General features: G+C 50.9%; 8 protein-coding genes. 4 read left to right on the forward strand and 4 right to left on the reverse strand.

What is annotated here, in order from left to right; translation table 11 throughout:
• The first annotated feature begins 68 nt into the window (after window positions 1–68).
• Window positions 69–2,558, forward strand: coding sequence for a TonB-dependent siderophore receptor (locus H6F46_RS04045; protein WP_190353629.1), 2,490 nt, complete (start codon window positions 69–71; stop codon window positions 2,556–2,558).
• A gap of 70 nt (window positions 2,559–2,628) precedes the next feature.
• Window positions 2,629–3,765 carry a PepSY domain-containing protein gene (locus H6F46_RS04050; protein ID WP_242027762.1) on the forward strand — a complete coding sequence of 379 codons (1,137 nt, stop codon included), beginning with the start codon at window positions 2,629–2,631 and terminating at the stop codon, window positions 3,763–3,765.
• 191 nt (window positions 3,766–3,956) lie between these two features.
• Here H6F46_RS04050 and H6F46_RS04055 read toward each other — a convergent pair whose 3' ends face one another.
• The 4 genes from H6F46_RS04055 to H6F46_RS04070 form a co-directional block, all read right to left on the reverse strand.
• A complete protein-coding gene (locus tag H6F46_RS04055) occupies window positions 3,957–6,233 on the reverse strand; it encodes an N-6 DNA methylase (RefSeq protein ID WP_190353631.1) in 2,277 nt (758 codons plus the stop codon).
• A 332-nt stretch (window positions 6,234–6,565) separates the two neighbouring features.
• Window positions 6,566–6,856, reverse strand: a complete 291-nt coding sequence (locus H6F46_RS04060) for an addiction module antidote protein (RefSeq protein WP_190353632.1) — start codon at window positions 6,854–6,856, stop codon at window positions 6,566–6,568.
• Window positions 6,857–6,865: 9 nt separating this feature from the next.
• Window positions 6,866–7,156: a type II toxin-antitoxin system RelE/ParE family toxin gene (locus H6F46_RS04065; protein ID WP_190353633.1), complete on the reverse strand. Its 291-nt coding sequence runs from the start codon at window positions 7,154–7,156 to the stop codon at window positions 6,866–6,868.
• 97 nt (window positions 7,157–7,253) lie between these two features.
• Window positions 7,254–8,951, reverse strand: coding sequence for a M14 family metallopeptidase (locus tag H6F46_RS04070; RefSeq protein WP_190353634.1), 1,698 nt, complete (start codon window positions 8,949–8,951; stop codon window positions 7,254–7,256).
• A gap of 727 nt (window positions 8,952–9,678) precedes the next feature.
• On the opposite strand from H6F46_RS04070, the gene H6F46_RS04075 reads away from it, so the two are divergent.
• Window positions 9,679–12,168 (forward strand): ATP-dependent Clp protease ATP-binding subunit, encoded by a 2,490-nt coding sequence (locus tag H6F46_RS04075; RefSeq protein WP_190353635.1) that lies wholly within the window; start codon window positions 9,679–9,681, stop codon window positions 12,166–12,168.
• Window positions 12,169–12,257: 89 nt separating this feature from the next.
• On the forward strand, window positions 12,258–13,298 hold the full coding sequence (locus tag H6F46_RS04080; protein ID WP_190353636.1) for a hypothetical protein: 1,041 nt from the start codon (window positions 12,258–12,260) through the stop codon (window positions 13,296–13,298).
• Window positions 13,299–13,317: the final 19 nt, after the last annotated feature.

Below are 13,317 nucleotides of genomic sequence, written 5' to 3' on the forward strand. Positions count from 1 at the left end.
AACGGCTTTGTTTTGCCATTCGCCCTTGCTAGGCTCCTGAAAGTCTTTCTCAACTGCGGTGTGGGGTCATGGTGAATCGGTTGTCGGGTCTGGTTGTGGCGACTGTGCTGTCGGTGGCAGGGCCACAGGTCGCCTGGGCCGAGGACAACGCTCAAATTCCCCGAGTACAAGACCTAGGGCAGCCTGCCACCAGCCTCCAAGAGTGGCGGGCGCAAATTGAACGGGCCACCGTGCAAGTAACCGGCGTGCAACTGAACCGCACTGATGCGGAACTCGAAATTATCCTAGAAAGCGCCGAAGATCAGCCCCTGCAAATTGATGCGACTCAGTTCCGTACTGAGGGCAATAGTCTTGTTGCCGAGATTCCGAATGCCGTGCTGGCACTACCCGCAGGACAAGCTTTTGTGGCGGAAAACCCGATCGCTGACATTGCCACGGTGCAGGTGACGCAGCAAGACAGCAACACGATCCGGGTCAGCGTCACCGGAACCAACGCCCTGCCCACCATCGAAGTGACCCTGACCACCGCCGGCCTGGCCTATAGCCTCAACCCTGCCGGGGAGGAGCCAGACGAGGAACTCGTGGTCACCGGCGAAGGGCAACGGGGCTATCGCGTGCCAAACTCCTCCAGCGCAACGCGAACAGATACGCCCTTACGCGATATTCCCCAATCGATCCAAATCATTCCCCAGGAACTGCTGCAAGACCAACGGGCTGACGTGACCAGCGCCTTGCTGAATGCGCCTAGTGTGCGGGTTGGCTCGCCGTCTAACTTTGACGCGGTGCGGGCCCAGGTGCGAGGCTTTTTCACTTCGCCCACCGTCGATGGCATAGTCGCACGGGACTTTAACGGGGTCTCTGCCAATATTGGCCCTGACCTCACGGGGATTGAGCAAATTGAAGTGCTCCAAGGGCCCAACTCCATTTTGTTTGGCTCATCCTCGCCGGGAGGAACGATCAACTTTGTCACAAAGCGCCCTTTGAGCGATCCCTATTACTTCGTGGAAGCGAGTACGGGCAGCTTCGATTTTTACCGGGGCGAAGTGGATCTGTCTGGCCCCCTCGATCGCGACAAAAACATTCTTTATCGACTGAATTCCTCCTATCGCGACCAAGAGCTTTTCACGGATTCCAGCCGAACTAGAAACTTCGTGATTGCGCCGGTTCTGAGTTTTGCCTTGGGTGAAGACACCACACTCAGCATTGAAGGCACTTACAAGCATTTGTCGCGCGATAACGCCACCCATGGATTGCCGATTGTGGGCACAATTTTGGATAACCCCCTGGGGGATGTGCCGCGCAGCCGCAACCTGACGGAAAGTGATGCTGAAGTTCGACAAACCCGAATTGGCTACAAGCTGGAGCATCAATTTAATGAAAATTGGTCATTAAATCATGCGTTTCGATATGGGTGGATGGAGTTTGACACCTTTGGCCGATTTCCGGGAGCGCTGGGTGCTGACAATCGAACTATATCAACCAGCTTCTCTGACATTTCCGACCAGTATTTTGACTATCGGATGACTACGAATGTGGTAGGTAAGTTCGCGACCGGCTCCATTCAGCATCAATTATTATTTGGGGTTGATTTAGGGCGATCGGATATTGAGCTGAAGTTCACGGGGCTAGAAGGCCCGCCCATTGATTTATTTGATCCCACCTTTGGGGCATTGCCTGGCGCGGTGACCTTTAGCAGTGAAGACAGCATTGTGACCGATGAGCTGGGGATTTTGCTGCAAGATCAAATCACCCTAGCAGACAACTTGAAGGTGCTGATCGGTGGTCGGTTTGACATGTTTAGACAGACTGGCGATTTCGGCAATCCCGATTTGGTTCAGACGGGCGAGGCCTTTAGTCCTCGGCTAGGGATTGTTTATCAACCGATCGAACCGATTTCCCTGTATGCCAACTACAGTCGATCGTTTGAACCAACTATTGGTCGTTCTCGCGATGACAGTACTTTTGAGCCTACCCGAGGAACCCAGTTTGAAATTGGTGTGAAAGCCGATTTAAGCGATCGGCTTTCGGCAACTTTGGCGTGGTACAACATCACCCAAAAAAATGTGCTGACCACCGATCCCGTTGATGACAACTTCTCAGTGCAAACGGGAGAGCAGCGGAGTCGGGGTGTTGAACTCAGCGTGGCCGGGGAGATTTTGCCAGGGTGGAAGATCTTTGCCAGCTATGCTTACAACGACGCAAGGATTACTGAGGACAATAACTCAGATTTGGTGAATAATCGCGTCCAACGCACTGCACCCCATGCGGCAAGTTTGTGGACAACCTATGAAATTCAGGAAGGCGATTTTCAAGGGTTGGGATTTGGTGTGGGCTTGTTTTATGTGGGCGATCGTGCAGGTGATAATGCCAATACATTTGAGTTGCCGAGCTACCTAACAACTGATGCCGCAATTTTTTATAAACGGAACGGATTCCGCGCGGCAATCAACATCAAAAACCTCTTTGATGTGGAGTATTTTGAAGGGTCTTTCAATCGCAATCGCATCTTTTATGGTGCGCCGTTGACCGTGCAAGCCAGTTTCTCTTGGACGTTTTAACCCAGCGATCGGCGATCGCCCAGTATTCATCAGCCGGGGTAAGCATGAAATGGAATCACCACAAAAGCCTTTGCCAAAATCACTCACTCGCCTGCTTTCTGCCAAACTCAGGACGATTTCTTTCTTCATTCACCGCTGGTTAGGTTTGGCGATCGGGATTTTGTTGTGCATCGCGGGTTTGACTGGCAGCGTTCTCGTTTTTTGGCACGAAATTGATCATTGGGTGCTGGTTCAGCGGCTGGGAACCGTTGTGCCTGCCGGGTCAATGGTGCCCGTTGCTGCCATCATCGAATCGATCAAAGCGGCCTATGGGAAAAAGCAATGGAACATCAACACCATTGCGCCACCCCAATCAGCCCAGGAACCCTATCAAGCCTGGTTGGAGACCCCAGCGCATCACCATTGGCAGGTGTTTGTGCATCCCTACACGGGGCAAATTATGGGCGATCGGGAATGGGAAAGCAGTTGGGTTGGCCTAATTTATGACCTCCATTACAAACTGCTGGCGGGGGAAACAGGAACCCTAATTATGGGCATTGTTGCGTTGCTGACATTGATCTTGAGCCTAACTGGCATTGTGTTGTGGCCGGGCTGGCGCAACTTCATGGCTGGATTCAAAATCAAGTGGAAAAATGCCCATATCAAACGAACCAACTTTGATATTCATAAAGTTTCAGGCATTATTACGGCAATCTTTTTGGGCTTGATTGGGTTCACGGGGTTTGCTTGGAATGTGCCTCAAGCCAAGGTGAATGAGGCGATTTATGCTGTGACTTTCACGCCCAAGCCAGCCCCGCCAGTTTCCAAGCCCATTCCAGGTCAGCAGCCTTTATCCATTGCTGAGTTGGTCCAGCGAGCCGAAGCGGTGATTCCCGATGCGACGATGACCTATATCGTGCTTCCTAAAAAGCCGGAATCTCCATTGATCGTCAGCAAGCGGCAAACCCAAGAAAGCTCGCAATGGGGCAATACTAGAGTGGCGATCGATCAGTTTACCGGCGAGTTAATTCAACTGACTGATGGGCTGAAGCCGACTCGGGCGGAGGCGATTATGAGTCAATTTGATGCAGTTCACTTTGGGACTTTTGGCGGTCTGGCAACCCGAATTCTTTACGTTTTTGTTGGGTTGGCTCCCCTAGCGCTGTTAATCACAGGTTTCGTGATGTGGAAGCATCGGCGCAGAGTTCCCAAGCCGGGCCATTCCTAAGTCAATATAGTTATTAGTCACGCTATGGGTTTTGATTTGGAGGCGATCGCCTAACTCAGGACTGATGACCCGCTAAATTCCTAAAACTAATATCTACAGGGGCTGGATAGTTGTAATAGAGACTGTCATGCAAAACACTCAACCCGCCACCATACCAAGCTTGTGTTACCTGATGACATTCTGCCTATCCGCTATGGTTTAAGGAGGTCAAATACTTTAAATAGTTGATCATCTACTGGTTGTTTTAGTTCAGCTTCTTTTTCAAAATGGTATGAAATCCAACGAACATCTTTACTCTCAATACTTGTATAAAAGTAAATCGCGTTAGATGCTTCAACAAATTTGATAAATGGCAGTAATTCCAGTGGCTTTGTCTGCCCTGAATTACGTAGATACAGCTTTTTTCTGTCAAGAGGGATTAGGCTTTTTACTGTTATTTCATTGAATGGGGTTCTTGCTCCGATTAATTCTTTTGCGTTAAAAGTGAAGATACCATCTTCAAAACTGCTTGTTGTCGGGGAGAGTATTCGAGTATCTTCAAAGGCATCAGCAATATACGCTCTAAACTCGTTTAGTTTCTGTTCAAGTGTTAGAACTCTTTGATTATTTTCTTCTTCGCTTGTTATGCCACCATGTCCCTTCCATTTATTTCTAAGATCGGCAACTTCCTTTAATATACGGATAATGCTCTTGCTGGTAATCATTGACAAAAAGGCTTCTGTCGGATTGCCAAACAGACTTTTGCAATAATCCTTCCTATCTTTGTCTGATAAATATTTTCTAATCGCTTTTGAAAGGTTTGACGTGAGAGCATTCCAATTGCCAAACGTAGCTTTCAAATACCAATCTTGAAATTTTTCATCATTATTAACCCAGTTATGGCTTTCGGCTTTGTAAAATTCTTTGTCTTGAACCAAAGCACTCAGCATTAGCATTGATAAAAATTCCGAGAATCCTTCAAAGAAGTGAAACAAGTGCTCAATTTTTTTACTATTGTCTTTGGTGGCATAATACCGCCATAGAATCGAAGAGATAGGAAAAGGCAGTTCGTCAATCCAAGTTTCTAATTTCTCTTCCTGATTTATAGTTTTCAATTCCTTAGAGATTAACTTATAGCTCTTCGGTCGTTTCCATAGATTGCGTCTAAGTTCATCAAGCCTAAATGTGAATTGTTGAATTTTGCTATCAACTTCAATTACCTCTGCTTGGGTAGGTAAGTCAGGCAAAAATAAAACGCATTTGGAAAGTTGAGATTTTGGAATTTGAGGAATTGCTGCACCAACTCCTAAACTCTCTCTTAATTTTTTACCAATTGGCGTATTAAAATAATTTGCCACATAAATCGCATTGGCTTTTGTTTCATCAAGTTGAATTTGATAGTAATTCTTTGGTTTGATTTTCAGTTCTGATAAGCTTGCAACAACGGGACTGCTTCCGATCTTGGGTAAATAAATAGAATTAGCTAAATGCTCAACTTCATCAGCATTGTCGCCTTTGAGTACATTTATAGATTCAGAAATATCAGTTAATAAAATATCAGTCAATAAAGTTGGCGGGTAGCCAATTCTCTTGACAAGCTCTTGCATCTCTTTTTCAGCTATAAGTGCATTCAATGACTCGAACTCTAAAAAATCAACAAGACAGCCAAGTTGAATAGCTCGACCTTGTTTTTGGTTTTTGAAGTTTTGGAGTATTGTTTTATTCGTTATATCATCTTGTGAAATCTCAGCAACAAATGTTTTCTCTTTATTCTGTTTAGAGATAAGAATAAGATGTAACTGAATACTTGTCATTGGTGAAAAAGCACCGGAAGGAATGGAAAAGACAGCATCAACAAAAAGTCCTTGTTTGTTTAATGCTTCTTTCCCTTTTTCGTTCCACAAAAATGAATTAGGAACAAGGAAGATTAATTTTCCATCTTGAGCTAAACGTTCACCACATTTCAAGAGTAGAGTTGTTGTAAAATCAAAAGGACTTTTCTCTCCATTTACGTCTTGCATTCGTCTTCCGAAAGGAGGAAACGAAAGAACCAAATCAAATCCCTGTGTTGTTTTTGATAGTTCATCTAGTGTGTCATCAAGCTTTATATTCTGACTTTTTTCCTCGAATAAGGACTTAATAGTTTCAAATTCTGTTGGATCTATGCAAGTTCCGAAAACGTCATCAGCCTGAATATAAAAAACAGGCGAGGATGCTGTTAGCCAAGGATCAAAAATAGATTTTTTACTCTCGGCTTCTAGAAGTTTTTCAATAAATTTCAAAACATAAATAGGTGCAACAATTGAATAAGCATTTGCCAGTTTAGAAATTAATTCTGTGCTCTGGAATAAGCTGTCAAGCTTTTCCACTCCCAAAGTTGCTCCAATAAGCTCCAACAACCTGGTGTCACGACATCCTCGAAAACTTGGATCTGCCCGAAGTCGGTCAAGGTTCCTCCAAATTTGATTTTTTATGTCTGTTTGTTGCATCTTTGTTGCCTTCTACGCTTGCAAGTAACTTAAAACCAGTAGACCTAGCTATACATTAGACCGCAGGTTCAGGATATCACCCCCAATTAGGGGACTCTTGCCACAACTCTAATTGTGGAAGCACCACAATTAATCAGTATACTTCTATCGATCAACCTCCTGCCACCTTCCACTCACTCAAGTTCTCAATCTAGGTATTCGCAACTCCTCAAATAACCCTGTCTAGCCGTTAGCCTGTCGCGGTTTCTGAGATTGTAAAAATTTACGAATTCGGCAAGACGATCGCCCGTTGTACCCAGCCAGCCCGATCGCCCACCAGAACCAACGCAGTGTTAGGCAATGGGCACAACATGGAGACGTAACCCAAGCACCTGTAAAACTTTGAGAACCGTAGCAAACTCTGGATTGCCTTCAAGTGACAAAGCTTTGTAGAGACTTTCACGCCCCAACCCTGCTTCACGGGCAATCTGGGTCATCCCTTTAGAACGGGCAATGTCTCCCAACGCTGCCACGACTAGGCTTGGATCACCCTCTTCAAGAGCAGCTTCCAGATAAGCAGCAATATCTTCCTTGGTTTCCAAGTGATCCGCTGCATCCCAAGAATGAGTTTGAACGATCGCCATAGAAACCTCCTATAGGTCTTGCGCCAAATCTAAGGCTGTTTTGATGTCTCGTTCCTGAGTACGCTTATCCCCTCCTGCCAAAAGGATAATCAAGGTTTCCCCTCGTTGGACGAAATACACTCGATAGCCTGGGCCGTAGTCAATCCGAAGTTCTGATACACCTTGCCCCACTGGCTTCACATCGCCCGGATTACCCATCGACAGCCGCCGAATGCGAATATCAATACGCGCTTTTGCTTGGCGATCGCGCAAAGTTTTAAACCATTGCGCATAAGTTTCCGTTTGGCGAATTTCAAACATACTGCTAACTGTATCCTGTGGGATACAGTTAATGGCCTTGTTGAGGACAAATCAACTGATCGCCACCCGAAAGCAACGCTTCTGAACTGATCAGGGTTTACGAACTCGGCAAGACGATCGCCCTTTGTACCTGACCTGCCCGATCGCCCCGAGCCGTGAGCTCCACCACCATTCCTGGTTCACCACGCACCAGCCAGACCACCCGCGATCGATCGTCCGTCGGATCCATGTGGTCGTAATAGGGCGTGGTCGGTTGGTGCGATCGCCCCGCCAGATGACCCAAGCTCACTTCCGGTTGACCGCTGATCAGCTCCGCACCCGGCGGTAGAGCGATCGCCGCGCGGCAGGGTTGCACCGCCCCCTTTTCGATCGCCTTTTGCGTGCCATTGGTCGGCAGCCAGCCCGTGTTTTGCACCACCCATTCCACCTGAAACAGCCGATCGCCCAAGGATTGCGCCGTGGCCTTCACCGGTTCCAGACGCGGCGAAATCAGCAATTGCCAGAGCAGCCAGCGGGGAAACCGTTCAATTTCTCGCTCCAGCAGGTGAGCCGGTGGGTTGCGCCAGGTGCAAATTTGGTTCCAGCCGCCCAGTTCCACCTTGCCCAGTTGCGGATGCTCCCAGGCGTACCAGTCCACATAGCCGCGCCCGTCCAGCACCTCATCGTTCCACTTCAGCAGCGCCAAATCTTCCTCGATCGGGTGGTCGTCCAGCCATTCCAGCAATTTGGGCGTTTTCACCCCCGCCGCCTGGGGCAGGTTCCACAGCTCCACCGTCCAGGCAAATAGCCCCCGCTCCTCATAGCACCAATCGTCAAAGGCTCCGGTCATCACGTTTTTCGGATGGTCGCAGTAGCCCTCAAACACACTGGTGGCGGGATAGTCCGTCAGTTCTGTGCCCTTTTGCCCGATCGCCCGGTAATTCAGCCAGTCCGCTTGGGGCAATTCCATGTCGGTGGCGTGGCTGTAGGGACGCAACAGCAGGCCGCCAAAGGTGTGGAAGGCCACGGCGGCGTTCAGGTTGGGGTGATGGGCAATGAAGTCCGCGATCGCCCGCGTTTCCGGCTCCGAGGTGGGATAGTTGCCCGCGCCGGTCTGTTCCGGTTCCGGTCGCCACTGCATCGGGAAATTACGGTTTAGATCCAACCCTTCGATCGGGCGGGGGGTGGCGATCGTCGCGCCGTCGTAGCGATCGATCCGGCCCTCCGGCAGCAGTCGATAGTAAGTGCCGCCGGTTTCGATCGGGTCGCGCCGCACCAGCAACCGGGGATCGCGATCGGACACTTTCCAGGCCCCATTGGGATCGGGCACACGCATCCAAAGGATCCGCCCGTCCCCATCGATATCTTCCATTTGCAGTTCGCTGGGGCCGCCCGCCAACCGATCGCCCGGGTAGGGTCGAGTGCTCGATCGTACAAATTTGGGGCGATCGGCCAGGGCCAGCTCGGCTCCGTCGGGATTCACGCGAGGGCAAATATAAAACGTCCGCGAATCCAGACAGCGGGTAACGTCCGGATCGCTGCCATAGTGCTTTGTCAAAAAGTCGAGGAGATAGAGGCAGGCCGTGGAAGGCGCAAGTTCCGTGGCGTGGATATTGCCATCCACCCAGAGGGCTGGCTTGTGGCGATCGGGCCCCGTCTCGCTATTGGTGATGGTTAGTAACCAAATATCCCGGCCCTCGTAGCTGCGGCCAATCGATGCCAATTGGACAAGCTGCGGAAATGCGGCCGCATAGCTCTGCAAAATCTCCGACAGTTCCGCATAGCGGTAGAGACGATCAAAAGAAACCTGACCCATGGGTGTTCTGTGTTCTTGGCCCAGCCCGACCAGAGGATGCATCGTGAATCACCATACCCGCCCATGCGGGGCTTGATCGGGATGCCGATTGACGTGAATTGACGTAAATCGACATGAAGACGTAAATCAAAAACGACTAACGCGAGATCTATGCCTGATCAAAACCCAATCAAAACCCAATCATGACCAAACCAAGGCTCATGCCGCCGGTTTGGGGCCGGTTGGGGGGAAATCAAACCCGGCCGGATTGTTCACCAACCAGGGCGATCGTGGCTCAGGAAGGGATGCCAGCCTTTGGATTCCAGCACTTTAACACCTCTATGAGGGGTCTTGCCCCCCATTGCCTCCACCCTTGTCGCAATTCCCGTACCCGCGCGATCGCGCCAGGCTATACAGAATCCTTTAGATTAGTTTTAAGGTTGTAAACATTTATTCACAGTTTCCCACCCCCTAGCTCAAAACATCGGTACTGATTTGGGGCTAAGGAGCCGCTGTGAGCCTGTTGCTAGCCCATTGTTGGGCTGTTGACTTGGTTGATGACGAATCCCCGGGATCTGTCCATGGATCCATTTATTTGGCTTATTTGGATCCCTTGGTCTGTTCATTTGGTCTGTTCATTTGGTCTGCTCACTGCAATCTGCCCATGATGACCTTTGGTGATTGCTCCGCCACCACGAGCCAACCCCGTCCAACTGCGTAATCTTGCCCTCTTGCCCCTCTCTGCACCATGTTTGAGTACTTTACCGATCGCGCCATCCAAGCCATCTTGCTCGCCCAGGAAGAATCTCGCCGCTTGGGCCACCGCCTCGTGGGCAGTGAGCAAATCCTGCTCGGTTTGTTGGGTGAACAGTCCAGCCCGGCGGCTCAGTTGTTGGCGGCAGCGGGGGTCACCCTGGAGGGGGCCCGGGCCCGGGTGGAAGCGCTGATTGGTCGCGGCGCGGGGATGGTTCCGGACGAAGTGCCTTTTACGCCCAAGGTGAAGGCCCTGTTTGAGGCGGCCTTGGCCGAAGCGCGTCAACAGGGCCAAAAGGTGGTGGCTCCGGAGCATTTGCTGTTGGCGATTATTCGCGATCGGGACAACTCGGCGGTGAAGGTACTGCGGAGTATGGATGTGGATCCCGATCAATTGCGGATCAACTTGATTCGGTTGCTGGGGGAAACGGCGGCGGTGGCCGCGGGCGATCGGGGCGAGTCCCGGCGAGAGTCCACGGGCGATCGCGCCGACAGCGGCAACATTTTGGCCACCTATTGCACCAACCTGACCCAAGCGGCGATCGAGGACAAGCTTGATCCCGTGGTGGGGCGCGATCGGGAAATTGAGCGCGTGGTGCAAATCCTGGGTCGCCGCACCAAAAATAACCCGATCCTGATTGGTGAGCCGGGCGTGGGCAAAACCGCGATCGCGGAAGGCTTGGCCCAACGAATTGCCCTGGCCGATGTGCCGGAAACCCTGCTCGATAAGCAAGTCTATTCCCTGGATATGGGGCGGTTGCTGGCGGGCACGCAATATCGCGGAGCCTTTGAAGAGCGGCTGAAGGAACTGGTCAGCGAAGTGCAGCGGGCCGGCAACGTGATTGTGTTCATTGATGAAGTTCACACCTTGCTGGGTGCGGGCGGAATGCAGGGCGGCCTGTCGGCGGGCAACCTGCTGAAGCCGGCCCTGGCGCGGGGGCAGTTGCAATGCCTGGGCGCGACGACGCTGGATGAGTACCGCCAATATATTGAGCGGGATGCGGCCCTGGAGCGGCGGTTCCAGCCCGTGAAGGTGGGTGAGCCGACCCCAGCCGAGGCGATCGAGATTTTGCGCGGCCTCCGCAGCACCTACGAAACCTTCCACAACGTGCTGATGACTGATGAGGCGATCGCGGCGGCTGTCACCTTGGCTGATCGCTACATTGCCGATCGGTTCCTGCCCGACAAGGCGATCGACCTGATCGACGAAGCCGGTTCCCGGGCCCGCGTCAGCGTTGGCAAAAAGCCCGCTCACATCCGCGATTTGGAGCAGCAACTGGCCCAAACCGTCGAGGAAAAAGAGCAAGCCGTGGAAAACCAAGACTTTGAAACGGCGGCCAAACTGCGCGATCGGGAATTGGTAATCACCGAAGAATTGGCGATCGCCCGCCAAGCCCCCGCTACCGATCGCCCTCGCCCAACGATTACCGCTGAAGACATCGCTGAAATCGTCAGCCTCTGGACAGGCGTACCGGTAACGCAGCTTTCGGATGCGGAAGTGGGACAACTGCTGAACCTGGAAGCCAAGCTGCACGAGCGGCTGATTGGGCAAAACGAGGCGATCGAAGCGGTCTCGAAGGCCCTGCGCCGGGCCCGCTCCGGCCTGCGGAATCTGGAGCGCCCGATCGCCAGCTTCTTGTTCCTCGGCCCCACGGGTGTCGGAAAAACGGAACTGGCCAAAGCGTTGGCTAACTTCATGTTCGGCTCCGATGAGTCGATCATTCGGATCGACATGTCCGAATTCATGGAACCCCAATCCACCTCGAAGCTGATCGGCAGCCCGCCGGGATTCGTCGGCTATGGCGATGGCGGCCAGCTCACGGAAGCGGTGCGCCGCCGCCCCTACAGCCTGGTGCTGTTTGACGAGGTGGAAAAAGCCCACCCGGACGTGTTCAACCTGATGTTGCAGTTGCTCGATGAAGGGCGGCTGACGGATTCCCAAGGACGGGTGGTCAGCTTCCGCAATTCGCTGATCGTGATGACCTCCAACCTGGGGGCCAAGGCGATCGCCAAGGGCGGCGCAAACCTGGGCTTTGGCCTCGCCAGCGACAGCGCTGAGGGTCGTTATCAAGCAATCCGCGATCGGGTCACCGATGAGCTGAAAAACTTCTTCCGCCCCGAGTTCCTGAACCGGTTGGACGAGGTGGTGGTGTTCCGCCCCTTGGAAAAATCGGAAGTGCGGCAAATTGTCGATCTGTTGGTGGTGCAGGTGGCCGATCGGCTGGTGGAGCAAGACATTCGCCTGACCGCGAGCGATCGCTTCAAGGACAAGGTGGCCGACGAGGGCTTCGACAGCAGCTTGGGGGCCCGCCCGCTGCGCCGCAAGGTGACGCAACTGCTGGAAGATGCTCTGGCAGAGGCGATTCTGTCCGGTCGGGTCAAGGGGGGCGATCGGGTGTTGGTGGATGTGGCCGACAACGGCGAAACCCTGCTCGATATCCAATCCCAGGCGATCGACCTGCGCTTACCGGCGAGCGTGAGCTAGGATTAGCCAGCAACGGCATGGGGCGATAAGCTTTTGCCCTTCTCCTCATGCCGTTGCAGTGTCTAAGTTAGCAACTCTTGATGGGAGCAATGTCCTCGAAGCACAGAACCCTAGCAGACCTACAAGCTGAAGCAATTCTCCACTGGCCAACGGAGTTGCTTCAACTAGCGGGTCATAAAAGCACACTTCCAATTCTTTTAAAAACTCAAGACGCTTTCATCTCGTTGCTGAAAGTTTGTGACAGCCACCCAGAAGCTTGGATTGGCGGACTTGAACAGAGCCGTCTTCTATCAGGCTCCTTATTTCTAAAACATTTGATGGTTGCTAGTGATTTAGGAGGAGAAGCACTAAATAAGCTGCCCTCTTTATCTCGGTATTTTCCCAACGGAGTTTTACAATTTGAGTGGCAGGGACAAATTCAAGAATATTCATTTAAAAAAATTCAAACAAAATGCTCATTGAGCAATTCAGCTCTAAGTGTTGATGCTCAAAGCCTTCTCACTAAAGATAAGTCTGATCGAAAAATAACAGATATTATGCAAGATGTAGCCATGTTGCTACTATTTAGCTCGTCTGCAGTTTGCGATACCTTACCAGGCGATATTAAAGAGAAATGTATTCTCGGATCTTTACTCGGTAAATGTCAAGATTTAGATAATTTTGCAAAAGAAAACTATCTTCGAGTGAGTCGTCAAGTTGCTGGTGCAACTTCTAATGATCTTGGACATCTGGCTCAAGATTATGTCTTGAACCATCTTAAAGCTTTGCTTCCATCAAATTGGGAGCTACACAAAGATTCGTCTCTACCACGGGTCTCGCACACTCAAGATCAACGAGAAACGAACTTTGATATTGTTGTTCAGTCTCCTCAAAATCGATATTGTGGCATTGAAGTTAGTTTTCAAGTCACGACCAATAGCGTTATTGAAAGAAAAGCCCGAGAGTCATCTTCTCTTTTGGCAAGTGCTCACAGTGAAAATCATAAAATCTGTTATGTCATTGACGGGGTTGGCAATATCGAAATTCGTAAGAGTGCTATTAATATTCTTCTGGAAAACAGTGATTTCATTTCTACTATGTCACCAGAGAGCATTCAGAAGCCAGCCGAATTCTTAGTCAAAAATCTTTAAAATATTCGAAATCTAGATT

Origin of the sequence: Limnothrix sp. FACHB-1083 (assembly GCF_014696485.1) — a bacterium.
Classification (GTDB): Bacteria; Cyanobacteriota; Cyanobacteriia; order CACIAM-69d; family CACIAM-69d; genus CACIAM-69d.